This is a genomic window from Rhodanobacter ginsenosidimutans (genome assembly GCF_042655685.1).
GTDB classification, from domain to species: Bacteria; Pseudomonadota; Gammaproteobacteria; order Xanthomonadales; family Rhodanobacteraceae; genus Rhodanobacter; species Rhodanobacter ginsenosidimutans.
On the sequence record NZ_JBHSMM010000001.1, the window covers coordinates 726,278 to 751,867 of the forward strand.

Here is a 25,590-nt window from a genome sequence, read left to right on the forward strand (position 1 = left end):
TCGCTCCGTCAGTTTCCGGCCTGCCTGGCCCAGGTGTCGCGCAGGGTGACGGTGCGGTTGAATACCGGCGCATCGGCGCGATGGTCGACGCGGTCGGCCACGAAATAACCCAGCCGCTCGAACTGGAAGCGCTGCTCCGGCGCCACGTCCGCCGCCGCCGGCTCCAACCAGCCGCGCAGCACGCGCTTGGCCTCGGGGTTGACGTGGTCGAGCCAGCTCTTGCCGTCGTCCTCGCTGTCTGGCGCGGCCACGCTGAACAGCCGGTCGTAGACGCGCACCTCGGCGGCCACCGCGTGTTTCGCGCTGACCCAGTGGATGGTGCCCTTCACCTTGCGGTCGGCACCGGGCAGGCCAGAACGGGTTTCCGGATCCAGCGTGCCGTGCAGCTCGACCACGTTGCCGTCGGCGTCCTTGATGACCTGCTCGCACTTCACGATGCCCACGCCGCGCAGGCGCACTTCGCCCTCGGGTTTCAGCCGGTGGAAGCCCTTCGGCGGCACTTCGGCAAAGTCTTCGCGCTCGATCCACAGCTCGCGCGAGAACGGCACCTGGCGCGTGCCGAAGCTTTCGTTCTTGGGATGGTTCGGGAAGCTCAGCGTTTCCTCATGGCCTTCGGGCAGGTTGGTCAGCACCAGCTTCAGCGGTTCCAGCACGGCCATGCGGCGCGCGGCGGTGGCGTCCAGATCCTCGCGGATGCAGCCTTCCAGCACGGCGTAGTCGATCACGCTGTTCTGCTTGGACACGCCGACGCGGTCGATCAGCAGTCGCAGGCCGGCGGGGGTGAAACCGCGCCGGCGCAGGCCGCGCAGCGTGTTCATGCGCGGGTCGTCCCAGCCGTCCACGTAATGGTCGGCCACCAACTGCGCCAGCTTGCGCTTGCTGGTGATGCAGTAGCTGAGGTTGAGCCGGGAGAACTCGATCTGTCGCGGCTTCGCCGGCTGCGCGTGCAGGCCGGCGGCGACCACCGACTCCCACAGTTCCGGATGGTTCGGCAGATCGACCTTGTCCACGCACCAGTCGTACAGCGGCCGGTGATCCTCGAATTCCAGCGTGCACAGCGAGTGGGTGATGCCTTCCATCGCGTCGGACAGCGCGTGCGCGATGTCATACATCGGGTAGATCGGCCAGGCGTCGCCGGTGTTCTGGTGGGGGATCTTGCGGATGCGATACAGCGCAGGGTCGCGCAGGTTGATGTTGCCGGCGGCCATGTCGATCTTCGCGCGCAGGGTCTTGCTGCCATCGGCGAATTCGCCCGCGCGCATGCGGCGGAACAGGTCCAGGTTTTCCTCGACGCTGCGCTCGCGGTGCGGCGAGTTGCGGCCGGCGGCGGTGAGGGTGCCGCGGTATTCGCGCATCTCCTCGGCATTGAGGTCGTCCACGTAGGCCACGCCGTCCTCGATCAGCTTGCAGGCGGCGCGGTAGAACACCTCGAAGTAATCCGAGGCGTGGCGCAGCTCATGCCATTCGAAGCCCAACCAGCGCACGTCGTCCTTGATCCCCTCGACAAACTCCGGGTCTTCCTTGCCCGGGTTGGTGTCGTCCAGGCGCAGGTTGCACCAGCCGTTGAATTCCCTGGCGATACCGAAGCTGAGGCAGATCGCCTTGGCGTGGCCGATGTGCAGGTAGCCGTTCGGCTCGGGCGGGAAACGGGTGTGGATGGCGACGTGCTTGCCCGAGGCCAGGTCGTCGCGCACGATCTGCCGGATGAAGTCCTGGTGCTGCACGGCGGGCGTCGGGTTGGCGGGGTTCTCGGTCGACATCGGGCAAGCTCGCGTGCGTGGGCGGAAACATGCAAGTTTACCCTGTCACCCGTGACGCACCCAGCGTGCTTGCCCGCGGCGCGCGCGAGGGTTAGCGTGGGGTCATGCAAACCGTCTACCGAGCCGAGAACCTCATCGACGCCCACCTGGTGAAGGATGCGCTGGAGGCCCAGGGCATTCCCGCGTTCATCGCTGGCGAATACCTCACCGGTGGCGTGGGCCAGCTGCCGGCGATGGATTTCATGGCGGTGATGGTGCCCGAATCGAGCCTGCCCGAAGCCAGCGCCATCGTGCGCGAGGTCGAGGCCTGCCTCAGCGACGCCCGTCTTGCCATCGATGAGGACCGCGGGCTGGACGATCCGCTGGGCGCCTGCGCGGTATGACGGCTGCGCCCGCATCCATGCCGGAACTGGCCGCGTTGATCCGCGACGTGGCGGATTTCCCGCAGCCCGGCGTCACCTTCCGCGATGTCACCCCGCTGCTTGCCGATGCGCGCGGCTTTGCCCGTTGCATCGATGCGCTGGCCGAGCCCTGGCTGGAGTTGGACGTGCAGGCGGTGTGCGGCATCGAGGCGCGCGGTTTCATTTTCGGCGCGGCGCTGGCGCAGAAACTGGGCGCCGGTTTCGTGCCGCTGCGCAAGCCCGGCAAGCTGCCGCCGCCGGTGCTGTCGATCGACTATCAACTCGAATACGGTCGCGATCAGCTGGAAGTGCGCAGCGATGCGTTGCGCCCGGGCGAGCGCGTATTGCTGGTGGACGACGTGCTGGCCACCGGCGGCACGCTGGCGGCGGCATGGGCGCTGGTGCAGCGTTTCGACGCGGTGCCGGTGGGCGCCTGCGTGGTAGTGGAGCTGACTGCATTGCAGGGGCGTCTGCGCTGGCAGGCGCGCGAGCCGCTGCACAGCCTGCTGCGTTATTGAGGCGTCGCGTCGCTCAGAGTCTGTGAAGAAAACCACTTCCTGTGGTTTTCTTCTATCGCACGTCCGGTACACGCCCGGACGTACTCACGCGAATCAGCCACTTGCGTGACTGATCCGCGGCCGGCCAACCCTGGCCGGCCTGAGAGGTTGAAAAATCACAACCTCTCAGTCGACCACCTGCACGCTTTCCACGTAAACCAGTTCGCAGGCGCCGGCGCCGGTATCGCCGCGCGTCATCGAGGTCTTCCAGCGCCAGCCGTTGGGGCCGCTGGCGTCCACCAGAAAGCCTTCGATATGCACCAGCTGGCCCTTGCGCACGCGCTTCAACGCGCCGCGCACGCCGGCGTCGGCAGGGATCATGTGCACGTTGGCGGTGGATAGCTCAACCTCGTTGCGGGGAATCGGCCAGGTCTTCGTGCGCCAGTAGAAGAAACGGCCGGATTGGCTGATGTCGAAGCTCGCCAGCACCGCGCTGTCGGACATGCGGCCCCAACCCAGCGCCAGATCCGTCGGCGCCAGCTTGGCGCCCGCGTCCCACGTGTAATCCTCACGCGACAGCACGCGGGCGGTGAGGTCGATGTACGCCCGCGTGGCCAGGGTCATGCCGTCGCGTTGCAGGCTGGCGCCGTCGGTCAGGTTCACCTGGTGCGGCGCATCGGGCGCCAGCACGCCCGGCGGCTGGATCACGTCGCGGTGCCGCCAATGGTGCAGCCCGCCCCAGCCGATCAACACCACCGCCACCACCGGCAGCAGGCGCATGGGTCAGTCCGCCTGCACGCGCGGTTGCGCGCCCACGTCGGGCTTGAACAGCTCGGGTGGCAGATTCTGGAACACGCCGGCCAACCGCTGCAGGAAACCCGCCATCGACGAGCTCTTGCGCCACACCATCGCGATGCGCCGGCTGGGCGGATGGCCGGCGAATTCGATCAGGTGCACGTTGTCGGTGCGCGCCATCGGCGGCTTGGTGGCCAGCGTGGGCAGCAACGTGATGCCGACATTGGCCGCCACCATCTGCCGCAGCGTTTCCAGGCTGGTGGCGCGGAAACCGGTTTTCTCGCCCGCGCCGGCCAGCTGGCACACCTCCAGCGCCTGGTCGCGCAGGCAGTGGCCGTCTTCGAGCAGCAGCAGTTTCTCGTTGGCCAGGTCGTGCAGCTTCAGCCGGTTCTTGTGGCCGGCCAGCGGGTGATGGTCCGGCACCGCCAGCACGAACGGTTCCTCAAACAGGAACTCGCTGTGCAGGCTGTCCTCGTGCAGCGGCAGCGCCAGGATGCCCGCGTCCAGCGCGCCCTCGCGCAGCATGTGGATCACGTGCTCGGTCTTCTCCTCGGTCAGCAGCAACTCCAGCCGCGGGAAGCGCTCGCGCAGCAGCGGGATCACGTGCGGCAGCAGGTACGGCCCCAGCGTGGGGAAAATCCCCAGTCGCAGCGTGCCCGCTTCCGGGTCGCGGGTGCGCTGTGCGATCGCCTTGATCTCCTCCACCTCGGCCAGTACGGCGCGGGCGCGGCGGGCGATCTCGCGGCCGGTTTCGGTCAGCAGGATCTTGCGTGGCGTGCGTTCGACCAGGGCCACGCCCAACTCCTCTTCCAGCTTCTTGATCTGGGTGGACAGGGTGGGCTGGCTGACGAAGCTGGCTTCCGCGGCGCGGCCGAAATGCCGGTGTTCGGCCAGGGCCAGCAGGTAGTGCAGATCACGCAGGTTCATTGGCGGCCTTCAGGCATCGTCATAGTTGATGCCTATGATTGTGGCGCCATCCATCGGCTCGAACAATGCGTTTTGCGTGCGACGCGCCGGCGATGTTGCCCGTTTCGCGCAGGAAGCAACGTGCCCTATGGCACTGGGCCGGACCCGCGGCCCGCTCTAGCGTGAGCTTTTTGCCCAGGAAGTTCCGATGTCCCGTCTCGTTCGTCCCATGGTGTTGGCCGCGTTGGCGGCCTGTTGCGGTGCCGCGCTGGCCGCTCCTGTCGACAAGGCGCCGCAGGGCCAGCTGCCCGACTGGGCGGTGCCGCAGTCGTACAACCTCGCGTTCAAGGTGGACCCGACGCAGAAGGATTTCTCCGGCACCACCACGATCAAGGTCAAGCTGACTCGCGCCTCCGACCACGTGTGGCTGGACGGCAGCGAGTTGAACGTATCCAAGGTGACCGTCACCGACGCCAGCGGCAAATCGCAGCCGGGCAAATACGTCAGCGTGGAGCCCAAGGCCGGCGTGGTGCGCGTGGACTTCGGCCGCACCCTGCAGCCGCAGGAAATCACGCTGGCGTTCGAGTACACCGCGCCGCTCAACGCGCAGTTGCAGGGCCTGTACAAGGTCGCCGCCAAGGGCAAGCCGTACACCGTTACCCAGATGGAGCCGATCAGCGCGCGCTTCGCCTTCCCCGGTTTCGACCAGCCCGGCTTCAAGACGCCGTTCGACATCAGCCTCACCGTGCCCGAGTCGCAGACCGCCGTGGCCAACACCATGCAGGTGAAGGAAACGCCGGCCGGCGATGGCTGGAAGACCGTCACCTTCGCGCAGACCGTGCCGCTGCCCACCTACCTCGTGGCCTTCGCCGTGGGCCCGTGGGACATCGCCGCCGGCCCGGATATCGCACCCGACGCCTACCGTGCCAAGCCGCTGCAACTGCGCGGCATCGCCGCCAGTGGCGAGGCGCACCGCATGCAGCATGTGCTGAGCGAAACCCCCAGCATCATCCACGCGCTGGAGAACTACTACGGCTTCGGCTACCCGTTCGACAAGCTCGATTTGCTGGCCGCGCCGGATTTCTCCGCCGGCGCCATGGAAAACCCCGGCCTGGTCACCTTCCGTGACTGGCTGCTGTTGCTGGACAAGGATTCCCCCGCGAGAAACGTGCGCGCCTCGTTCAACGTGAATGCGCATGAGTTGGCGCATATGTGGAGCGGCGACACCGTCACGCTGAACTGGTGGAACGACATCTGGCTCAACGAGGCTTTCGCCACCTGGATGCAGCAGAAAGTCACCATGCAGGTGCACCCCGAATACCGCGCCGATCTCGATCGCGTTGATGGCGCGCAGATGGCGATGGCCAACGACAGCCTGGTCAGCGCGCGCAAGATCCGCCAGCCGATCACCGGCAACGGCGACATCGAGACCGCGTTCGACGGCATCACCTACGAGAAGGGCGCCAGCGTCATCGGCATGTTCGAGAACTACGTGGGCGAGAAGACCTTCCAGAAGGGCATGCGCGCCTACGTGCAGAAGCACAAGTTCGGCAACGCCGTGGCCGACGACCTGGTCTCGGCCATCGCCACCGCGGCGGGCAAGGGCGACGCGTTCAAGCACGCGTTCAACAGCTTCCTCAACCAGACCGGCGTGCCGTACATCGCCACCAAACTGGAGCAGCAGAACGGCAAGACCGTGCTGCACCTCAGCCAGAGCCGCTACCTGCCGGTGGGCAGCGCGGGCGACGCGCAGCGCATTTGGGGCGTGCCCGTATGCGTGCGCTATGGCACGGCTGACGGCAGCAAGGTCGCCTGCGAGATGCTCGACAAATCCAGCGGCTCGATGGTGCTGGCCGGCGCCGGCAAGTCGACCTGGGTGATGCCCAACGCCAACGCCAGCGGCTACTACCGCTTCAGCCTCGACAAGCAGGCGCTGGGCAGCCTGGTCGGCCAGGTCGGCAAGCTCAGCGATGCCGAGCAGCTGGCCTACGCCGACGCCGTCAACGCCAGCTTCCAGCATGGCGACCTGGACGCCGGCGACGTGCTCACCGCGCTGCAGCCGCTGACAACCTCCAAAACCCGCGAAGTCGCCACCGCGCCGCTGGACCAGATCCAGTGGATCTACCAGAACCTGGCCAGCACCGACGCCCAGCGCGCCCGCCTTGCCGGCTGGATCAAGGCCGCCTACTTGCCGCGTTTGCAGCAGCTGGGCTACCAGCGCAAGGCCGGCGAATCGGAGAGCGATTCGCTGTTGCGCAGCAGCCTGGCCAGCAGTCTCGCGCTCGATTTCAAGCTACCCGAAGTGCGTGCCGCGCTGCTCAAGCAGGGCGAGGCGGCGCTCAAGCCGGGCGCCGATGGCCGCCTGAACCTCGCCGCCGCCGACCCCGATCTGCTGGGTGACGCGTTGGGCGTGGCGGTGCAGCAACACGGCAAGAGCGCGGTTGATGCGCTGATGGCCGAACTGCCGAAAACCAGCGACCCGGCCCTGCGCAACGGCATGCTCGAAGGCATGGCCATGGCACAAGACCCCGCCGTGCTGGAGCAGGTACGCGACTTCTCGCTGACCAAGCCGGTCAAGGTGGGCGAAATGGCGCGTCTGCTGAAGGAAGGCCGCGATACGCCGGCCCAGCGCGACGCCCTGTGGCAGTGGTTCACCGCGCACTACCAGCCGATCCTTGATCGGACCGGCAGCTTCGCCGGCGGACGTCTGCCGTCGCTGGCCGGCAAGGACGGTTGCAGCAAGGCCGAAGTCGACCGCCTGCAAGCTTTCTTCCAGCCGCGCCTGAAAGACGCCGCCGGCGTCGACCGCGGCCTCGCGCAAACCAGCGAGAAGATCGAGCTGTGCAGCGCGTTGAAGGAAAAGCAGGACGCCAGCGCGATCCTGCGCTGAGCCACCCTGCATCGATACCGGCGCCACGCGCGCCGGTATCGCCTCAGCCCGAAGGGGCCGCCACCTCATCGCGAGGCAGCGGCCCCTTCGGCACATTGGCATCCAGCCATTCGATGACAAACCGCTCCAGCGCCACCCGCGCCGGCACCTCGATACCCGCCGCCCGCACGAACGCTGCCGCCGCCTTGATGAAAGCCTGCCGCGCCTGACTACCCGCCTGCCGCGCCGCCCCCTGCTGCTGCCGCAACTGCACGATATGCGCCGATGGCTGACCGGGCTTGGCGAATTTCTGATAACGCCGCAACGCATCGGCCACCAGCTCGCCATCAACCGACGCCTGCAGCACCGCCTTGCGTGCTTTCAGCAGTTCAATCAAGTCAGCGACGACGGGCGCGGATGGGCCACCTTCCGCGGTGAGAAGGATGCGCGCCAGTGATGGCGAGAGCGACGTGGCCGTGATCACCGGAATGGCCGCACTCGCCTGTTCCAGGTCGTGCAGGAAACCCGCGTGGGGGAAGGGCTTTGGCGTTGCCATGGATGCACCGATAGGTGGGAGACGGCGACCATACGTCGTTCAACCATCAACCATCAACCGCCACGCCACCGGGTCTCCTTCAACTGTAGGAGCGACTTCAGTCGCGACGCTGTTGCTGATTCAAGGTGAAGAGCTGTTGATCGATCACGGCGATCGAGCCACTTGTCTCTTGGCCATGTCACGAGAAAGGAACTTGGGCGCCGCAAGCGCGTGGATGCCTTGCTTCAAACCCGCTCGTGACTGACCTGAAACGATGTCTTGGACAGACGCTTTCGGCCATGGAGGGGTACTTGAAAGTGCACTCTGGCCCATATTCTGGTTTGATGCCAAACACCTAATGAGTGTTCGCCTGATGATCTTCTTTGAACTAGAAGCCTCCGATATTTCATCCCTCAATGACGGCGATCTGCGGAACCTCGTGGCCCGTCTGTGCGAGGCGGAGCTGATTCAGCAGGGCATTCAATCTTCGTGCGTCACATGGGGCGGGGCCCAAGAAGCAGCGGATGGTGGATTGGACGTCAACGTAAAGAGCAATTTTGAGATACCAAATCCAAACTTCGTCCCCAGAGCGAATACTGGGTTTCAGGTGAAGAAGCATTCGATGGGCAAGTCGGCATGCCGAAATGAAATGCAAGAAGGAGGGAAACCCAAGGCGGCCATCGAGAACCTAGCGTCACAAAAGGGCGCCTACATCATCGTGAGTGGTAAGGATGACTGCTCTGACAAGATGCTGTCCGAACGTTTGGGCGGGATGAAGAAGGCAGTGGCTGCCCTTCAGGGTAATGATGATCTGCACTTGGACTTTTATGGTCGAGACCGTCTTTCAGCTTGGTTGAGAAGGCATCCCAGTGTTGCGCTTTGGATGCGCTTGCGCTTGGGCAAGCCTCTAGCAGGTTGGATGCCCTACGGTCGATGGGCGGCAACTCCTCTCGACCAAGACGATGAATTTCTAGCCGACGACCATCCCTGCGTCATAGACGCGAATTCCTCTTCGAAGGACCCCAGACCTGTTTCGGACGGAATCAAACTGGCTCGGGACCGGCTTAGAGAGCCTGGAAGTACGGTGCGGATCACCGGGCTTTCGGGGGTAGGGAAAACCCGATTTGCGCAAGCGCTTTTTGAAGACAAGGTGGGCCTTGAGGCGTTGCCTGCGAGTGATGTGATCTATGCCGATCTCGGTACCGATCTCTCCCCTACAGCGTCGGAGCTGGTTACGTATCTGATCGCCAACGGCTTGGCCTCTTATTTGATCTTGGACAATTGCCCGCCGGATGTGCACCGAGGTTTGCAGAAGCGGGTTGCAGCGAGCGGTGCGAAGTTGCGTCTTCTCACCATCGAATACGATATTTCGGAAGACAAACCTGAGGAAACTCAAGTCATCCATCTTGAGCCAAATAGTGAAGAAGCTGTCTCCAAGTTGGTTCAAAAACGGGCTCCCGATTTGGGCCCCATCAGTGCAAACAGAATTGCCGAGTTCGCTGGCGGTAATGCGCGGCTCGCGTTGGCACTAGCCAGTCGGGTACAGGCGGACGAGACGCTGTCCAACTTCTCGGACGAGGATCTCTTTCGTAGGCTTTTCGCTCAACGAAAAGGCGAATCGCCAGAACTACTACGTGGCGCAGAGGCATTGGCGCTCGTGTATTCCTTTAATGTCTCCCGCACGGAACGTGACGATGAACTAAGCGTCCTGGGAGCGATCGCCGGCTTAACTCGTCAGGCGCTACATCGAGACCAGGCAGAGCTTCTGCGACGTCAATTGGCGCAGCAACGCGGAAACTGGCGCGCGATTCTTCCTCATGCGTTGGCCAACCGGCTTGCCAAGCGTGCACTTCAGAACATCCCGGCTGAAGATATCAACGCGGAACTTTTCAACAACGATAACCTTCGTCTGTTCCAATCGTGCGCCCATCGTTTGGGCTACTTGCACGATTGCACTCAGGCGCGGGAGTTGGCTCTCACCTGGGTTCGGCCGGGTGCACCTTTGGGCAATATTGCCGCGTGCAACGACAAGTACCTCGTGGTGCTTGATCACGTCGCACCAGTTTTCCCTGATGTAGTACTTCGCGCTATCGAGCAGGCGTCGATAGAGCCGGGATTTGCTTCGCGAGCAAATGGGAACTTCACGCGGTTCGTCTGGCTTTTATGCCACCTTGCCTACGATGACGAAACCTTCGACTCCGCAACGGAAATACTCTTGAAGTTTGCGGAAACCGAGAAGGCGGGCGAAAACAACAACAGCATTGTCAGACAGATGCGGCAGCTGTTTTCGCTTCATCTTTCCGGTACCGAGGCCACGCCTAAGCGGCGACAGGCCTTTGTTCGCAAGTTGCTCGATTCCGGCGATCCCAGACATAGGGAAATTGCAGGGGAACTTCTGCGTTCCGCGTTTGAATCGCATCATTGGACTTCATTCGGTACGCTTCACTTCGGGGCACGCAAGAGGGGGCCTGGGTGGTGTCCAAAAACTCGCGGTGAAGAAATTGATTGGTACGTTGGCTATATCCAGTTGCTGCAGCCTTCCATGAAATCGCCCCAGCCGAAGAGCCGGGATTGGGCGAAGTCGATGTTGGCGGACCACTTTCGCTCGTTGTGGACTTTTGCCGGATGCTTTGATGCGCTTGAGCAAATTATTCGAGATCACCGGCATGATGGTAATTGGCCGGAGATGTGGATTTCCATCAAGAAAACCCTTCACTTCGATGGACCTCGGCATGCTCCGGAATTGCTCGCGCGGCTTGAATCCCTCGAGAAACTGACTGCACCATCAGACATGTTCTCCGAGATTGAGGCTTATGCCTTGGTCGATGCATGGGACCATATCGAACTACGTGGCGAAGAATTTCAGGAGAGGACGAACGAGATATACGAGAAAGTGTTCAAGCTTGGAGAGCTTGCGGCATCTGAGCTGGGGTATCTTGATCGCTTGGGAGCCAAGCTTTGGGAGACGTCCGTCCAATCCCTGTCGTGGTTTGGGAGAGGGTTGGCTGCGGGAGCTGCTGACAAGCTTTCGATGTTTGATCACCTCGTCGACTCATTCCGAAGACATCAATCTGAGCGAGTCAATATCTTTCTGCTGGATGGTTTCATCCGCGGAGTCCACGACTCGGACCCCCCTCAGGCGCGCCAGATTCTGGAGCATGCTCTGGGGGTTCCTGAACTAAAATCTTATGCGATCGGCCTCCTGGCAATAGTCCCAGTCATCCACTGGGTGTCAGAGAGGCTGCTGGATCTTGCGATGGATGGCGAACTCGAGGCGTGGCGCTTCGAGCAGCTCGGCTACGGCCGGATACACGAGGCGATTTCGGATGGCGAATTGGCAGCTATTCTTACCAAAATAAACGCATTGAATCGTGGCTACCTATCTACAATTAAAATATTGTCCATGCGCTTGTTCGGAATGGAAGACCACGAGTACACGCCGAGTGATGAGCTGCTTACAGTTGCTAGGGAGGCTGTTCGTCGGTTGCTCTCGGTGCACAGGGCGGAGTCGAATCAAGTCCACTTGCATCAGATTGGTCGCGTTCTTGAGGAGGCTTTCAGCCCTTCAGCGCCTGAGAGTGAAATAAGGGAGATCATTGATCTTCTCTGCAAAGGTGTCCAGGCATACAGTCTCTACGCCTTTGAGTTAACCGACATTATCACCTTGCTGGTGAAGAGATATCCAGAGTTGTTTCTAGGTGTCGTTTTCGATGGCAGCGAGAAGGAACATCTCTGCGCGGCTTCGCTATTCAAGCACCGTGTTGGGAGGGAAGAGCCGACCCTAAATGATGCTCCGTTAAATCGAGTTATGGCGTGGTGTGGTGACGATCAAGATCGTATCGTTAAGGTCGCCAAGGCGATGGAGGCATACCGCCCGAGTGATCCAGGCGACGCATCCGATGATAATCCTAGGCGAATCGTTCTCAGCGAACATATCAAGTCGCTTTTGGAAGCGGCAACGGACAAGCTGGCAATTGTTGAAATTATATTTAAGGACATACATCCCAGCAGTTGGTCGGGGTCACTTGCCGCCATTCTCGATAGTCGCTCAAAGGCCTTCGCGGAATTGCTCAATGAGCGGGACCCTAACGTACAGGATTTTGTTAGAATTAAGTTGTCTCAACTTGAGCAAGAGATTCGCAGAGAACGCGAGCGCGAGGCTTCGGAACACAACGAACGCGAGCAGCGTTTCGAGTGATTGACTTCTAACTGCCTTCTATCTGGGCATGAAGCGTCAGATTTCCGAAGACAGACGACGTCCCTCTGAGTCGAACGCGGATGTTGTCGAGCGCTCGCACCTAACGACTTCCGCTCGCTACGTGGGTGCGATAATCGCCCCAACCGGTTTTCGATGAGGTCTGCCGAACCATCCCCACTCCCGTGCGGTCGACGTCCGGCTGCAACCCACCCTCACCGCCTCAAGCCCCCATTTCAAAAAATGCCCCGCCCGCGCGTCTAACAGGTCAACCCGGTGTTGCGAGGTGGATCGATGCGCATGGCACAAATGAGTACGGCTGGCACATTGTGGCTGGAGGCGTTGCGGCGCCGCTGGTCGCTGCGGCTGGCGGCGGGCGAGAGTCGGTGGCAGTTTGTCCTGCGGATGTCGGGCTGGGTGCGGCTGTTTGTTCGGCAGACGCGGTGGCTGCGTGCGCTGGATGCGCGGGACACCCTGCGGCGGGCGGCGCAGGCGGACCCGTGGCTCTATGAGCGCTGGCATCGGCCGTATATCTCGACGCATTTCGATGGGGATACCCGACGCCGCATCGTCAGCTCGCACTATGCGTTCGTGATGCGGCGTTTTCCGGCGCGGCTGTGTGAGCGGATCGTGTCGGGCGGCAGTGCGCGGCTGGCCACGCTGCGGCTGGACGGCGCGACCGGGGCGTACCTGAGCCTGCGCAAGCCGTCGCGGGGCGAGGCGGGCGAGCTGAGCCTGTTGCTGCTGACGCTGGACAAGCAGGTGCTGGCATCGTGCATCCTGACGTTCGATCGCCGCGACAGCGTCATCATCGGCGCCGTGGGCGGCGCCGGTCCGCACACGCCGGTCGAGGCGGTGCGCGAATTCATCCAGGCCAGCCACGGCCTGCATCCGACTGATTTGCTGATGTCGCTGGTGCGCGAACTGGCGGCGCTGCATGGCTTGAAGCGCATCCGTGCGGTGGCGGCGGCGGCGCGTGTCGCGGGCGCGTGGCACGGGGCGGACGCGGACGGCGATGACGCGTTCTGGCAACGGCAAGGCGGTTTACCTGCGGAGTCGGGTTGCCATGAACTGCCGCTGTCGCTGGCGCAGGCGCCGTGCGCCGATGGGCCGCGCAGCCGCCGCGAGAAGCGGCAGCAGCGGGAGGCATTCCGCGAGAAGGCCTGCGCGGCTTTTGCTGCCGCGTTCCGCACCACGGACGGGCGGCTCCCCGCTGCAATGGCAATGGCTTCACGCGATGCCACCCGGGCACGATCCACGGCCACCCAGAGGCCGGCGTCGGAACACGGCGGCATGCTGGTGGCCGGTCTGTGAGACGCGCTCTAGAAGTCGTAGGTGGCGCTGAGCAGGAACGTGCGTCCTTCGCGCACCGGCACGAACGAGGACTCGGCGTTGACCGCATACAAGGTGCGCGCGAACAGGTTTTTCATGCCCAGCGTGGCCGACCACGCGTCGCCGTACCAGGTGAGGTTGGCCTCGGCGCTGAGCTGGCCGGGGATGGCGAAATAGCCACCGCTTTCCACGCGGCCCCGGGTGCGCGAGCGCGCGAATACGCCGCCGGCCACGCCCCAGGATTGCAGGGCGCCGGGTTGGAAGCGGTAGCTGGCCCAGGCATTCCATTGATGCCGGGGCGCGCCATACGGAAGGCTGCCGTCGTGGTTGCGGACGCGCGCGCCGGTGTAGCTGGTGGACACGTCCAGCCCCGGCATCACCTGGCCCTGGAACTCGATCTCCACGCCGCTGTTGGTCTGGCCGGGGCCGGGCTCGGCGAAGTGCGGCGGCTCCGGCGAAATCCGGTTGATGCTGTGATCCAGGCGGATGCGGTACCACGCCGCGGTGAGCCGCGCGCGCTGGTCGAACAGGTCGAGCTTGGTGCCCACCTCGATCTGGCGCGACACCGAGGGCGGCAGCGGGCGGCCATCCTCACCCAGCAGGGCGTCGACCTGGAAGCCGGTGTTGCTGGAGGCATACAGCGACACGTCCGGCGCGGGTTTGTAGACCACGCCCAGCCGTGACACCCACTTCGATCGGCGCGTGGCGGGTGCGTCGCCGCCAGTCAGTTCGTAGGTGGCGTGGCGCACGGTGGCCAGCACGTTCCATGACTCGCCGATCGACAGCTGATCCTGCGCGAAGATCCCGGTGTTGCTGGACCAGGAGCCGCCCAGCGGCCGTGTCCGCATGAGGGTGACGTCCTGCGACTTCACCGATGGCAGCAGGTTGTCCGGCTGCAACTCGGCGTTGATCGCGGCGCCGGTAACGACACCGGAGGCGGCGCTGTTGCCGGTGTGGGTGCGCGCGTAGTCGATGCCCAGCAACACGTCGTGCACCAGCGCGCCCTGGTCGAAGCTGGCCGCCAGCTCGTTCTGCAGGGTGTAGAACGCGTCGGCGTAGCGGTAGGTGCTGGCCGTCGCCTCGGTGAGGCCGAAACGCTGCGTGTCGGCGAACGCCCAGGCCTGGCCGTTGCTGTGCTGGCTCACGTATTGCCCGCGGCTGCGCAGGCTCCAGGTGTCGCCCAGCGCCTGCTCGGCCATGTAGAACGCGCGCCGGGTGCGGAACCGCGCGTGGTCGTCCGGGCTGCCCAGCAGCGTATGGAATGACGAGGACTCCGCCAGCGACGGCCCGAACAGCACCGTGTGATCCGCCACCGGTACGCGGTTGTCGATGTATTCGAGGCCCAGCAGCAACTGCGTGGTGTCGCCCTGCCAGGCCAGCGACGGCGCCAGGTAACCGCTGCGCTGGCCGTGGTAGCCCTGCACCGTGCGACCGGCGCGATTGCCGGCGGCCACCATGCGGTAGGTCAGGCGTCCCTGTTGATCCAGCGGCCCGGCCAGGTCGATGCCCAGCCGCGTGCCGTCGTATCGCCCGGTGGAAAACAGCAGGTGCCGCACCGGCTCGGCCTGCGGCCGTTTCATCACGATGTTGACCGAGCCGCCGAAATTATTCGCCACCGATGCTTCGCCGAGTATCGTCTCCGGCCCCTTCAGCACCTCGACCCGCTCGATGCCGATCAGCGGCGGCAGATCCTCGATGCGCGCCACGCCGTTGGGCATGCCGTCGGTCAGGCCGTTGCCCGTGCTGAAGCCGCGAATGCGAAACAGCGGCGGGCCGCCGAAGCCATCCACGTAATCCACGCCCGCCACATGGCGCACCACGTCGGCCACTTCGAAGGCCTGGCGGGAATCCATCAGGTCGCGGGTGACGATGCTCACCGACTGCGGCAGGTCGGTCAGCTGCGCATCCGTGCGGGTGGCGCCGCGGGTGGTCTTGCCCAGGAAGCCGACGTCATACAGCACCAGGCCGGATACCTGCACGGCATCCAGCACCGAGACGATCGGCACGCTGGGTTTGGTGCCGCTGAGCGGACTCTGGTAGGAAATCGCCGGGGTGAAATCGCGCTGCCGCACCACCACCGTGCGCTTGCCGATCACCTCATAGTCCAGGCCGGTGCCCTTGAGCAGATGGGCGAGCGCCGCTTCCACCTTCAGGCTGCCGGAGGTGCCGGTGCTGCGCTGCCCCGCGATCGCGGCGCTGGAAGTGAGCACCTGCACATCGGCCTGCCGGCCCAACGCCATCAGCGCGCTGGACAGCGGTTGCGCCGGGATCGCGAAGTGGGTTGTGCCGCTCACCAGCGCGGGCGCCGGCGCGGCATCGGCCGGCCCCGGCCAGGCCGCCGCCACGCCCCACGCCATGCAGGCGATCAGCGCCTGCCGCCGCCATCGTGTTGGGTGGTGCGACGTCATCCGCCGCACGTCGACGCATCCTGCAGGGCAGCGGTTTTCCGGCAGCGCAGGGCCGGCGTGTGCCGGTCGCTGCGGCGCCGTTGACGTACTGCCTTCTTGCCCTGCATGCGACGCGTGATCCGGTTAGGGGTGCCCGGTGCTCGAAAGCACCACGTGGTCGGCGAAGGTGCTTACCTGCACGGGGAAAACATGCGGCAGGGCGCCAACCCAGCTGTCGATGGTAGTGGTGTTGACCGTGCCGGTGAACATCAGCTCGCCCAGCTGCGGGTCGGCCAGTTGTATCGGCTGGTGGCTGTAGCGGTTGACGTTGGCCAGCACGGCCGCCAGCGGCTCGTTGACGAACTCCAGCCGATGCTGCCGCCACGCCGCCGCATGCTCGACCGCCACTTCGGAAACGCTGATCGCGCCGGTGGCCGGGTCGTACTCGGCACGCTGCCCGGCCACCAGATCCAGCCGGCCGGACGAGGTGCCGGGCGAGGCGCCATCAGACGGCGACAGCCGCACGCGGCCCTCGGTCACCGCCACGCTGACACGTTGCCCGGTACGCCGCACGTTGAACGCGGTGCCCAGATCCTCGATGTGCAGCGGGCCGGCGGTGACCACGAAGGGGCGGCTGCTGTCGTGGGTGACGGTGAAAAACGCCTCGCCCGTACGCAAGTCGATGTCGCGCCGATCGGCGGCGTAACGGGTCGTCAACGTCGATGCCGCGCCGAGCTGGATGGCGGTGCCATCAGCCAACTGGATATCGCGATCTTCGCCCACGGCGCTGGCGTACTGCTGCGGCGGCGCGGCCATGTCGAGCCCGCCGCGCAGCAGCCACCAGCCACCCAGTGCCAGACCGATCACGGCGGCTGCGGCGGCAGCCATCAGCGGGCGGCGATGGCGGGCGGCGCGGGGTGGCGCGAACTCGTCGATCAACTGCTGGCGCTGCTCACTCGGCGCGTGCGCGACCGCCTCGCCCAAGGCGTTGAGCTGGGCGAAGGCCTGCGCGTTGCCGGGGTCGGCGGCCATCCACGCGCTCCAGCGTTCGAGCAGGTCCGCGGACGGCTCGGGATCACGCAACTGGGTCCACCAGATCGCGGCTGCGTGCATGGGGTCTTCCCCGAATCCAGTCGTGTTGGCCATTACGGCGCCTCCGGTGAAAAACAGCGTTCTCGACAGTGCGCCATGGCATGGCTGACGTGGTAGCGGACCATCCGTTCGCTGAGCTTCATGTCGGCCGCGATCGCGGCAAACGAGCGCCCCTCCACCACGTGCATCACGAACGCCCGGCTGGCCTTGGCGGGCAGCTCGCGCAGCGCGGCCTGCACCTTCTTCCACTGCTGGCTGGCCCACAGATGCTGCTCGGGCCACGGCGTGGCGTGCACGTTGTCGTCTATCGGGTCGGGCGGCACGTTGGCGCGCACCACGCGCTTGCGCAGGTAGTCCATCGACTGGTTGATCGCCATGCGGAACAGGAACGCGCGCGGGGATTCCACGTGCGTGAGGTCATTCATCGTCAGCAACTTCACATAGACTTCCTGGGCGATCTCCTGCGCGTCGGTGCGCGAACTGAGACGGCATTGCAGCAACGCCACCAGGGCGTCGTGATGCTCGCGATACAGCGCAGCCACCTGCCCGGCATGGGCGGAAGGGCCGCCTGGGCGCGGGGCCTCGGGGCGGGGATGTTCCATGCGGTACGGACCGTCCATCAGCAGGGTTTCATGGCGCTCGGCTCGGGTTTTCGGCGTCTTCCTGTCAAAGACGTGCGAGCCGGGGGAATTTGAAATGGCGGGTTTCGGGGGGCGGTGGTGATCGCCGGGTCGATCGCCGCGGATTGTATAGGCCGTGGGGCCTCGTCCAAGCCGTGTTCCACCTACACTGTGCCGGCCAGCAGGCACACAGGGAGAAATGCATGCGTCGTCGATCGCCAGGATTGCCCGGCCTTGGGCTGTTGGGTTTGCTGTGGTTGCTGATGGCCATGCCGTCGCTGGCGCAGGAGGTACCGCCGCCGCTGCGCGACTGGCAGGGCTGGGTGCTGCACGACGTGCCGCAGCACGGCTGCCCGTTTCTCGCCAGCGAGATGCCGAACGATGGCAGTTACCAATGCGCGTGGCCGGGCCGCCTGACCGTGGATGCGGACAAGGACGGCGGCCGCTTCAGCCTGGACGTGCACGTGGATGCGCCGAGCTGGGTGGCCTTGCCGGGCGGCGCCAGGACCTGGCCGCAACAGGTCAGCGTCAACAAGCAGGCGGCCACGGTGCTGCAGCGCGACGGCGCGCCGATGCTGTGGCTGGTGCCGGGCGACTATCAGCTGAGCGGCACGCTGCCTTGGACGGCGCGCCCCGCGCGCCTGCGCGTGCCGGCCGCGATCGGGCTGGTGACGTTGCGCGTCGATGGCGCGGCGGTGGCGCGTACCGAACGCAACGGCGATCAGCTCACACTGGGTGAGGCGGCCGCGGCGCAGCGTGCGGCCGACGCGCTGTCGCTGCGCGTCTATCGCCGCCTCGGCGATGGCCTGCCGGCCACGTTGCAGACACAGCTGCAGCTCACCGTCAGCGGCAGCGCGCGCGAACAACTGCTGGGGCCGGTGCTGCCGGCCGGCTTCGTCGCCACCGCCTTGTCGGGCGACCTGCCGGCGCGGCTGGAAAGCGATGGCCAGCTGCGCGTGCAGCTGCGTCCGGGGCAATGGACCGTGTCGCTGGACGCGCGCAGCGTGGCGCCGCTGCACAAGGTGACGCTGAAGCTGCCTGCGGCGCCGTGGCCGCGCCAGGAAATCTGGAGCTATGCCGACGACACCGACCTGCGCAGCACGCGCGTCGAGGGCCAGGCCACCGATGCCGCGCAAGCCGGTGTGCCGCGCAAGTGGAGCGAGCTGCCGGCTTTCGTGCTGGATGACGCCGCGGGTCTGGCGATCGAACAGGGCAGCCGGGGCGATGAAGGCGGGCAGGGCGACCAGCTGCATCTGCAGCGGCAGATGTGGCTCGATTTCGATGGCCGCGGCCTCAGCGTCGCCGACACGCTGACAGGCGAACTGCGCCATCACCAGCGGCTGGACGTGGCGGCACCGTGGCAATTGCAGCGCGCCAGCCAGGCGGGCGATCCGCTGCTGGTTACCCAAGGCGAACACGGCGCCGGCGGCGTCGAATTGCGCGATCGCACGCTCGATCTCTCCGCGGGTTTGCGCCTCGCCGCGCACGCAGGAGCGATTCCCAGTGGCGGCTGGCAGGTGCCGCTGGAAAGCATCGACGCCACCTTGCACCTGCCGGCCGGCTATCGCCTGTTGGGCACGGTCGGCGTGGATCGTTCGCCCGATTCGTGGGTGGCTCAGTGGAGCTTGCTGGACCTGTTCGTGCTGGCGCTGATCGCCTTGCTGGCCGGTCGGTTGCTGGGCTGGCCGTGGGCGCTGCTGGCGGCGGGCTACCTGGTGCTGGCACAGCACGAGAATGGCGCGCCGTTGTGGGGCATCGCCATCGTGCTGGTGCTGGCCCTGCTGCTGCGGGCGCTGCCCGAAGGACGCCTGCGTGCGACGGCGCGTATCGGCGCCATCGTCGTGTTTGCGCTCACCGTGCTGTCGACCCTGCCGTTTGCCGCCGGCCAACTGCAGTACGCGTTGCATCCGCAGCTTGAGGGGCAGGGGGTGGAGCACGCTCATCCACAGCAGGAGAAAGAACGCATCGTGGAAGAGAACTTCATTCCGCCACCGCCGCCGCCACCGCCGCCCGCGCCAGCGGCTCCAACCGCCTCTGCCATGGCGTCCCGGCCGATGGCCGACAAGATGACCATGGCCAGTCCTTCACCGCGGCTGGCATCACGGTCCGACGCCAATGTCCGTATCGCCGCTGCCGTCGTCGACAAGTCGGCCGATCGCATCGACCCGCGCAGCGTGATCCAGGCGGGCGCCGGCATGCCGCGCTGGGATCAGGGCAACAACTACCGGCTCGGCTGGTCCGGGCCGGTGACGGTGGAGCAGAGCAGCCGGCTGATGATTGCGCCGGCGTGGCTGGTGCGCGTGCTTCGCGTGGCGATGGTGCTGTTGCTGGCGGTGCTGCTGGGGCGGCTGGTGATGGTGTTGGGACTGCCGTGGCGTGGTCGCTGGCCGCACTGGCGCGGCCGCGGCGTGGCGGGTGCCGCGCTGCTGGCGCTGGCCCTGTTGCCGCACGGCGTGCAGGCGCAGGAGATGCCGAGCCAGCAATTGCTGGATCAGTTGCGCACGCGCCTTACCGAAGCGCCGAAGTGCGCACCGAACTGCGCCGAGCTGGCGCAGGCGCAGTTGCACGCCACCGGTGATGCGCTGGACGTCGAACTGGAGGCGCATATCGGCGCGGCGGTGGCGCTGCCGTTGCCGCAGGCCGATGACGCCTTGCAGCTGCTCGCGGTGGCGGTGGACGGCGTCGCGGATGCGCCGCTCACCCGCGACGCCGGGCAGGTGCTGGTGCGGCTGGATCGCGGCGTGCACCGCGTCAGCCTGCGCTACCGCATCGCCGACACGGACAGCGCCAGCCTGCGTTTCGCACCGCGGCCGCAGCGCGTCACGTTCAGTGGCGAAGGCTGGTCGCTGGACGGCGTCGACGGCGCGCGCGCGCTGGGCGACAGCATCGCGCTGCACCGCGTGCGCACTACCGACGACGGCAAGAGCCTGCCGCCCAGCCAGAGTTTTCCGCCGTATGTGCGGCTGACCCGCACGCTGGTGCTGGGCCTGGACTGGACCGTGCAGAACGTGGCGGGACGCATCGCGCCACAGCAAGGCGGTTTCAGCACCACGCTGCCGCTGCTCCCGGGCGAGCACCCGCAGGGCGATGACGTGCGGGTCAAGGATGGCCGGATCAGCATCACCTTCAACGCCAATAGCGATGTGGTCAGGTGGGCCAGCCGCCTCGACCAGACCGCCGCGCTGGCGCTGAAGGCTCCGGCGCTGGGCGAGCGGGCGGAGGTGTGGGCGATCCACGCGGCGCCGATGTGGCATGTCGACGCGAAAGGGGTGCCGACCAGCGCCAGCGACGATGGCCTGCTGTACCAGCCCCTGCCGGGTGAAACCCTGCAGCTCGCCTTCAACCAGCCGGTGGCTGTGAAGGGCGACAGCCTCGCCTTCGACAGTGTCGAGCTCACCAGTACGGCTGGCGAGCGTGCGACGGAAACGGTGTTGAACCTGCGGGCGCGCAGCACGCGCGGTGGCGAACATGCCATCGACCTGCCGGTGGGCTCCGAGCTGTTGGAAGCGCATCGCGATGAGCAGCCGATCAACCTCGCTGTGCGTGACGGCAAGCTCAGCCTGCCGCTGCTGCCCGGCGAGCACAGCTACCGTTTGCGGCTGCGCGAACCGCACGGCGTCGCCACCCGCGTGGGCACGCCGGTCGTCGCCCTGCGCGCGCCGGTGGCCAACGTCGACCTGACCCTGCAACTGCCGCAGGATCGCTGGGTGCTGTGGGCGTGGGGTCCGACGGCGGGGCCGGCGGTGCTGTACTGGTCGCAACTGATCGTGTTGCTGCTGGCCGCCTGGCTGCTGGCACGGTTCGCCCCCACGCCGCTGCGCTTTCATCACTGGCTGCTGCTCGGGCTGGGTTTCTCCGCGTTCGCCTGGAGCGCCTATGCGCTGGTGGTGCTGTGGCTGATCCTGCTGGGCTTGCGTGCGCGTGCGTCGACGGAGCGGTTCAACGTGACGACGTTCAACCTGCTGCAGGCCGGTCTTGCCGGGCTCACGGTGCTGTCGCTGATCGTGCTGATCGGGGCGGTGCCGACCGGTCTGCTGGGCCTGCCTGACATGCATGTGGCCGGGCAGGGTTCCAGCGCGTGGAACCTGCACTGGTTTGCCGACCAGAGTGCGAACGCGCTGCCCGGCGCCGGGGTGCTCAGCGTCTCGCTGTGGGTCTACAAGATTGCCATGCTGGCGTGGGCGCTGTGGCTGGCGAATGCGCTGATCGGCTGGCTGCGCTGGGGCTTCGAGGCCTGGACGCACGGCGGCTATTGGCGCAGGAACACGCCGAAAGCCGTCGCGGCACCGCCGCCGCTGCCGCCTGCCGCGGGGTCGTCGCCCGATGCCTGACGTGCGCCACCTGCTGGCCGATGCCGCGCAGCAACTCGGTGATCGCGCCGAGGCCGAGTTGCTGCTGCTGCACGCCGTGCAGCAGTCGCGCAGCTGGCTGTTCACGCATGCCGACGACGTACTCGATAGGGACGTCCAGACGGCTTATGCGGAACTGCTGGAGCGTCGCGCGCGCGGCGAGCCAGTGGCCTACATCACCGGCCTGCGTGGCTTCTGGTCGCTCGACCTGGAGGTGACGCCGGCCACGCTGATCCCGCGCCCGGAGACGGAGCTGCTGGTGGAGCTGGCGCTGGAACGCCTGCCGCGCGATTCGGCTTGCGCCGTGGCGGATCTGGGCACCGGCAGTGGCGCGGTGGCGTTGGCGTTGGCCAGCGAGTTGCCGCTTTGCCGCGTGACCGCCACCGATGCCAGCGCGGCGGCGCTTGAGGTCGCGCGGCGCAACGCGGCGAGGCTGGGGATCGACAACGTGGCCTTCGTGCAGGGCGACTGGATGGCGCCGCTGGGTGATGCGCGGTTCGAACTGATCGCTTCCAACCCGCCGTATATCGAATTGGACGACGCGCATCTGGCGCGTGGAGATCTGCGCTTCGAGCCGGCTACGGCGCTGGCCTCGGGGCGCGATGGACTGGACGACATTCGCCGCATCGTGGCCAGCGCGCGCGAACATTTGGCACCCGGCGGCTGGCTGTTGTTCGAGCACGGTTGGAATCAGGGCGAGGCGGCGAGGGCGTTGCTGCATCAGGCTGGCTATGACGACGTGTTCACTGCGCAGGATCTGGAGCAGCGCGACCGTGTTTCAGGCGCACGCAATCCGGCGTAGGAGCGCACCCTGTCCACAAGGGGCTTCCTTCGGTCGTGCGCGATGCTTTTGATGTTTGTAGGAGCGACTTCAGTCGCGACGCTTTTGGTAAGGCAAGAGCAAAAGCGAGGACAAAGGCAAAAGAGCTTTCGATCGCCTTCGGCGCTCGAGTTACTTTCTCTTTGCGTGGCCAAAGAGAAAGTAACCAAAGAGAAAGGCCACCCCACTTGGCGCTTGCCGGGCATCCATGCCCGGCAAGTCCGTGAGTCGGAGTCGGGCTTTTCGAGCGGGCTCCTGCCCGCGCGAAAAGGCGAGTCCATCCATGGACTCGCCCGCTACGCGGCCTGTCGACCCCGCCTCACCGCCGCACAGGGGCCCCGGGTAGAGCAGCGGGCCATCCTGGCCCGCACTCGGTGGGGAGCAGAAGCGAAAAAGCGAAAAGCAAAAGGCGAGAAGCGAGAAGCGAGAAGCGGAAAGCAAGACGGTTCTTGCGAATCCCCAATCCCGAATCCCGCTTACCCCGCGTGGGCCACGTACGTCGTCGTCAGCATGGGGAACCGTACGTGGATGGCCTCGCGGATCTGCGGCAGATCAAGGCCTGCCATGCTCAGTACTTCCTCGCGGCTGCCGTGTTCCAGATAGACGTCTGGAAGGCCGAGGTGGAGGATCGGCACGGTGATGCCGTTGGCCGCAAGGCACTCGGCCACGGCTGAGCCGGCGCCGCCGGCGACGGCGTTGTCTTCCAGTGTGACGAAGCCTTCGTGGGTCTTGGCCAGTTCCAGGATCATCGCCTCGTCCAGCGGCTTCACGAAGCGCATGTTGACCAGGGTGGCATCCAGTTCGGCGGCGATCACCGCCGCCGGCTCCAGCATCGCGCCGAAGCTGAGCAGGGCCAGGCCGTGGCCGCGGCGACGCCGTTGCGCCTTGCCGATGGGCAGGGTTTCCAGCTCGTGATGAATCGCCACGCCGGAGCCTACGCCGCGCGGATAACGCACGGCCGCGGGGCCGGGATGCTGGTACGCCGTGGTCAGCATCATGCGGCATTCGTTTTCGTCGGCCGGCGCCATGATGACCATGTGCGGCAGGCAGCGCAGGAAGGTGAGGTCGAAGCTGCCTGCGTGGGTGGCGCCGTCGGGGCCGACCACGCCGGCGCGGTCGATCGCGAAGGTCACGTCCAGGTTCTGCAGCGCCACGTCGTGGATCGCCTGGTCGTAGGCCCGTTGCAGGAAGGTGGAGTAGATCGCCACGACGGGTTTGGCGCCTTCGCAGGCCATGCCGGCGGCCAGCGTCACCGCGTGCTGCTCGGCGATCGCCACATCGAAATAGCGCTGCGGGTATTCCTTCGAGAAACGCACCAGGCCCGAGCCTTCGCGCATCGCGGGGGTGATCGCCAGCAGGCGCGAATCGGCGGCTGCCATGTCGCACAGCCAGTCGCCGAAGATGTCGGTGTAGGTGGGCCTGGTCGCCGCCTTCTTGGTCAGCCCGGCCTGCGGATCGAACGGCCCCACCGCGTGGTATTTGATCTGCGCCTCTTCGGCGGGTGCGTAGCCCTTGCCCTTGGTGGTGACCACGTGCAGCAGTTGCGGGCCGGGCAGTTGCTTGACCGTGCGCAGCGCCTGCAGCAACTGCGGCATGTTGTGGCCGTCGATCGGGCCGGTGTAGTGGAAACCCAGCTCCTCGAACAGCGTGCTGGGCACGAACATGCCCTTGGCGTGCTCCTCCCAGTTCTTGAACAGGCGCCCGAAGAACGACTGCTTCGGGATCGCCCGCTTGGCCCGCTCGCGCCACTCGTTGAGCCGCTGGCTGGCCATGGCGCGGGCCATCATCTTGGTCAGCGCACCCACGTTTTCGCTGATCGACATGCCGTTGTCGTTGAACACCACCAGCATGTCCGGCTCCACATCGCCGCCGTGGTTGAGCGCCTCGAACGCCATGCCGGCGGTCATCGCGCCGTCGCCGATCACGGCCACCACCTTGCGATGGTCACCCTGGCGCTGCGCCGCGATGGCCATGCCCAGCGCGGCCGAGATCGAGGTGGACGAATGGCCCACGCCGAAGCTGTCGTATTCGCTCTCGGCGCGGCGCGGGAACGGCGCCAGGCCATCCTTCTTCTTGATCGTGGTGATGCGGTCGCGGCGGCCGGTGAGGATCTTGTGCGGGTAGCACTGGTGGCCCACATCCCACACCAGCCGGTCATGCGGCGTGTCGAACACGCTGTGCAGGGCCACGGTCAGTTCCACCACGCCCAGGCCGGCGCCGAAGTGGCCACCCGAGCTGGCGACCGATTCGATCAGGTACTGGCGCAGTTCGTCCGCCACGACGGGCAGCTCGTCGTCGGCCACGCGGCGCAGATCCGCCGGGGTCTCGATCGCGGCGAGATGGGGGTAACGGGAAAGGTCGTTCATCGGCGTATTGTTGGGCTAGCGGCGAAGTGGGGCAAGCGTGGAGCCGTGAAATCCCCGGTGCGAAGGTGCTCCGCCTGCACGTTTGGCACACGATCGTCACGGCAAGCTGGCGCCGATCCAGGCACCGGTAATCGAACCATGAGCAAAGTTTCGCAATCTTTCCGTCGTTTTGCCGAGTCCACGGCGCGTTATTCAGGCAAACCGGGCGCTTTCCTGCTCGCCGCCGGCATGATCGTGGTGTGGGCGGCCACCGGGCCGCTGTTTGGCTTTGGCGACACCTGGCAACTGGTGATCAATACCGGCACCACCATCATCACGTTCATGATGGTGTTCCTGATCCAGAACAGCCAGAACCGCGACAGCGCGGCGCTGCAGATCAAGCTGGACGAGCTGATTCGCGCCACCGCCGCGCACAACGGCCTGCTGGACGTGGAAAACCTGGACGAGGACACGCTGGAACGCATCCGCGAGAACTACAGCAAGCTGGCCGCGCGGCGGAAGGAGGAAGCCACCCGATCGCGCGAAGGAAAAAAAGTGGAGGTGGAGCAGGAACAGACGGAAGCCTGCGAAGAGATGAAGGAGATCGATCGCGAGTTGCGCGAGCAGCGTCAGGCCGCCGAAGAGGAAAAGAAGGCCGCCGAAGCCGCCGCCGAAGAGAAACCAGCC

At 65.7% G+C, this 25,590-nt stretch carries 15 protein-coding genes and 1 pseudogene; 8 read left to right on the forward strand and 8 right to left on the reverse strand.

The features are described 5' to 3' along the window. Nucleotides 1-8 precede the first annotated feature (8 nt). On the reverse strand, nucleotides 9-1,760 hold the full coding sequence (locus tag ACFPK0_RS03105) for a glutamine--tRNA ligase/YqeY domain fusion protein (RefSeq protein ID WP_377338281.1): 1,752 nt from the start codon (nucleotides 1,758-1,760) through the stop codon (nucleotides 9-11). A gap of 104 nt (nucleotides 1,761-1,864) precedes the next feature. Between ACFPK0_RS03105 and ACFPK0_RS03110 the strand changes: the two genes are divergently transcribed. Both ACFPK0_RS03110 and ACFPK0_RS03115 read left to right on the forward strand, forming a co-directional pair. Next, entirely contained in the window at nucleotides 1,865-2,143 is a 279-nt protein-coding gene (locus tag ACFPK0_RS03110) for a putative signal transducing protein (protein ID WP_056082099.1), read from the forward strand. Between the two features lie 17 nt (nucleotides 2,144-2,160). Then, complete coding sequence (locus tag ACFPK0_RS03115; protein WP_056082097.1) at nucleotides 2,161-2,679, forward strand: adenine phosphoribosyltransferase; 519 nt, start codon at nucleotides 2,161-2,163, stop codon at nucleotides 2,677-2,679. A gap of 165 nt (nucleotides 2,680-2,844) precedes the next feature. Here the strand turns inward: ACFPK0_RS03115 and ACFPK0_RS03120 are convergent, their stop codons facing one another. Then, nucleotides 2,845-3,438, reverse strand: a complete 594-nt coding sequence (locus ACFPK0_RS03120; RefSeq protein ID WP_377338284.1) for a hypothetical protein — start codon at nucleotides 3,436-3,438, stop codon at nucleotides 2,845-2,847. A gap of 3 nt (nucleotides 3,439-3,441) precedes the next feature. Continuing rightward, entirely contained in the window at nucleotides 3,442-4,380 is a 939-nt protein-coding gene (gene oxyR, locus ACFPK0_RS03125; protein WP_056082091.1) for a DNA-binding transcriptional regulator OxyR, read from the reverse strand. 187 nt (nucleotides 4,381-4,567) lie between these two features. Here oxyR and ACFPK0_RS03130 point away from each other — a divergent pair, with 187 nt between their 5' ends. Then, on the forward strand, nucleotides 4,568-7,249 hold the full coding sequence (locus ACFPK0_RS03130; protein ID WP_377338286.1) for a M1 family metallopeptidase: 2,682 nt from the start codon (nucleotides 4,568-4,570) through the stop codon (nucleotides 7,247-7,249). A 43-nt stretch (nucleotides 7,250-7,292) separates the two neighbouring features. On the opposite strand, the gene ACFPK0_RS03135 is transcribed toward ACFPK0_RS03130, so the two are convergent. Then, nucleotides 7,293-7,784, reverse strand: coding sequence for a hypothetical protein (locus tag ACFPK0_RS03135; RefSeq protein ID WP_377338288.1), 492 nt, complete (start codon nucleotides 7,782-7,784; stop codon nucleotides 7,293-7,295). Nucleotides 7,785-8,121: 337 nt separating this feature from the next. On the opposite strand from ACFPK0_RS03135, the gene ACFPK0_RS03140 reads away from it, so the two are divergent. After that, on the forward strand, nucleotides 8,122-11,961 hold the full coding sequence (locus ACFPK0_RS03140; protein WP_377338290.1) for a hypothetical protein: 3,840 nt from the start codon (nucleotides 8,122-8,124) through the stop codon (nucleotides 11,959-11,961). 297 nt (nucleotides 11,962-12,258) lie between these two features. Next, nucleotides 12,259-13,272: a DUF535 family protein gene (locus ACFPK0_RS03145; RefSeq protein WP_377338292.1), complete on the forward strand. Its 1,014-nt coding sequence runs from the start codon at nucleotides 12,259-12,261 to the stop codon at nucleotides 13,270-13,272. Between the two features lie 8 nt (nucleotides 13,273-13,280). On the opposite strand, the gene ACFPK0_RS03150 is transcribed toward ACFPK0_RS03145, so the two are convergent. From ACFPK0_RS03150 to ACFPK0_RS03160, 3 genes are all read right to left on the reverse strand, one after another. Continuing rightward, nucleotides 13,281-15,698: a TonB-dependent siderophore receptor gene (locus ACFPK0_RS03150; protein ID WP_377338294.1), complete on the reverse strand. Its 2,418-nt coding sequence runs from the start codon at nucleotides 15,696-15,698 to the stop codon at nucleotides 13,281-13,283. Between the two features lie 123 nt (nucleotides 15,699-15,821). Further along, nucleotides 15,822-16,790, reverse strand: coding sequence for a FecR family protein (locus ACFPK0_RS03155; RefSeq protein WP_377338296.1), 969 nt, complete (start codon nucleotides 16,788-16,790; stop codon nucleotides 15,822-15,824). 32 nt (nucleotides 16,791-16,822) lie between these two features. Then, nucleotides 16,823-17,371: an RNA polymerase sigma factor gene (locus ACFPK0_RS03160; protein ID WP_377338298.1), complete on the reverse strand. Its 549-nt coding sequence runs from the start codon at nucleotides 17,369-17,371 to the stop codon at nucleotides 16,823-16,825. Nucleotides 17,372-17,592: 221 nt separating this feature from the next. On the opposite strand from ACFPK0_RS03160, the gene ACFPK0_RS03165 reads away from it, so the two are divergent. Together ACFPK0_RS03165 and prmC are read left to right on the forward strand one after the other, a co-directional pair. Then, on the forward strand, nucleotides 17,593-21,720 hold the full coding sequence (locus ACFPK0_RS03165; RefSeq protein WP_377338300.1) for a hypothetical protein: 4,128 nt from the start codon (nucleotides 17,593-17,595) through the stop codon (nucleotides 21,718-21,720). After that, entirely contained in the window at nucleotides 21,713-22,540 is an 828-nt protein-coding gene (gene prmC, locus ACFPK0_RS03170; protein ID WP_377338302.1) for a peptide chain release factor N(5)-glutamine methyltransferase, read from the forward strand. The genes ACFPK0_RS03165 and prmC overlap by 8 nt, the downstream gene beginning before the upstream one ends. A gap of 494 nt (nucleotides 22,541-23,034) precedes the next feature. Here prmC and dxs read toward each other — a convergent pair whose 3' ends face one another. Then, nucleotides 23,035-24,924 carry a 1-deoxy-D-xylulose-5-phosphate synthase gene (gene dxs, locus ACFPK0_RS03175; protein ID WP_056082065.1) on the reverse strand — a complete coding sequence of 630 codons (1,890 nt, stop codon included), beginning with the start codon at nucleotides 24,922-24,924 and terminating at the stop codon, nucleotides 23,035-23,037. A 138-nt stretch (nucleotides 24,925-25,062) separates the two neighbouring features. Between dxs and ACFPK0_RS03180 the strand changes: the two are divergent. Then, nucleotides 25,063-25,446, forward strand: a pseudogene (locus ACFPK0_RS03180) (low affinity iron permease family protein); the annotation flags it as partial. Nucleotides 25,447-25,590 lie beyond the last annotated feature (144 nt).

What these genes read in the sequence shown, in the direction of transcription:
- prmC (WP_377338302.1), top strand. Translation starts at nt 21,713, where the DNA reads ATGCCTGACGTGCGCCACCTGCTGGCCGATGCCGCGCAGCAACTCGGT.
- ACFPK0_RS03140 (WP_377338290.1), top strand. Translation starts at nt 8,122, where the DNA reads ATGAGTGTTCGCCTGATGATCTTCTTTGAACTAGAAGCCTCCGATATT.
- ACFPK0_RS03160 (WP_377338298.1), bottom strand. Translation starts at nt 17,371, where the DNA reads ATGGAACATCCCCGCCCCGAGGCCCCGCGCCCAGGCGGCCCTTCCGCC.
- dxs (WP_056082065.1), bottom strand. Translation starts at nt 24,924, where the DNA reads ATGAACGACCTTTCCCGTTACCCCCATCTCGCCGCGATCGAGACCCCG.
- ACFPK0_RS03115 (WP_056082097.1), top strand. Translation starts at nt 2,161, where the DNA reads ATGCCGGAACTGGCCGCGTTGATCCGCGACGTGGCGGATTTCCCGCAG.
- ACFPK0_RS03130 (WP_377338286.1), top strand. Translation starts at nt 4,568, where the DNA reads ATGTCCCGTCTCGTTCGTCCCATGGTGTTGGCCGCGTTGGCGGCCTGT.
- ACFPK0_RS03155 (WP_377338296.1), bottom strand. Translation starts at nt 16,790, where the DNA reads ATGCACGCAGCCGCGATCTGGTGGACCCAGTTGCGTGATCCCGAGCCG.
- ACFPK0_RS03135 (WP_377338288.1), bottom strand. Translation starts at nt 7,784, where the DNA reads ATGGCAACGCCAAAGCCCTTCCCCCACGCGGGTTTCCTGCACGACCTG.
- ACFPK0_RS03110 (WP_056082099.1), top strand. Translation starts at nt 1,865, where the DNA reads ATGCAAACCGTCTACCGAGCCGAGAACCTCATCGACGCCCACCTGGTG.
- oxyR (WP_056082091.1), bottom strand. Translation starts at nt 4,380, where the DNA reads ATGAACCTGCGTGATCTGCACTACCTGCTGGCCCTGGCCGAACACCGG.
- ACFPK0_RS03150 (WP_377338294.1), bottom strand. Translation starts at nt 15,698, where the DNA reads ATGACGTCGCACCACCCAACACGATGGCGGCGGCAGGCGCTGATCGCC.
- ACFPK0_RS03105 (WP_377338281.1), bottom strand. Translation starts at nt 1,760, where the DNA reads ATGTCGACCGAGAACCCCGCCAACCCGACGCCCGCCGTGCAGCACCAG.
- ACFPK0_RS03145 (WP_377338292.1), top strand. Translation starts at nt 12,259, where the DNA reads ATGGCACAAATGAGTACGGCTGGCACATTGTGGCTGGAGGCGTTGCGG.
- ACFPK0_RS03120 (WP_377338284.1), bottom strand. Translation starts at nt 3,438, where the DNA reads ATGCGCCTGCTGCCGGTGGTGGCGGTGGTGTTGATCGGCTGGGGCGGG.
- ACFPK0_RS03165 (WP_377338300.1), top strand. Translation starts at nt 17,593, where the DNA reads ATGCGTCGTCGATCGCCAGGATTGCCCGGCCTTGGGCTGTTGGGTTTG.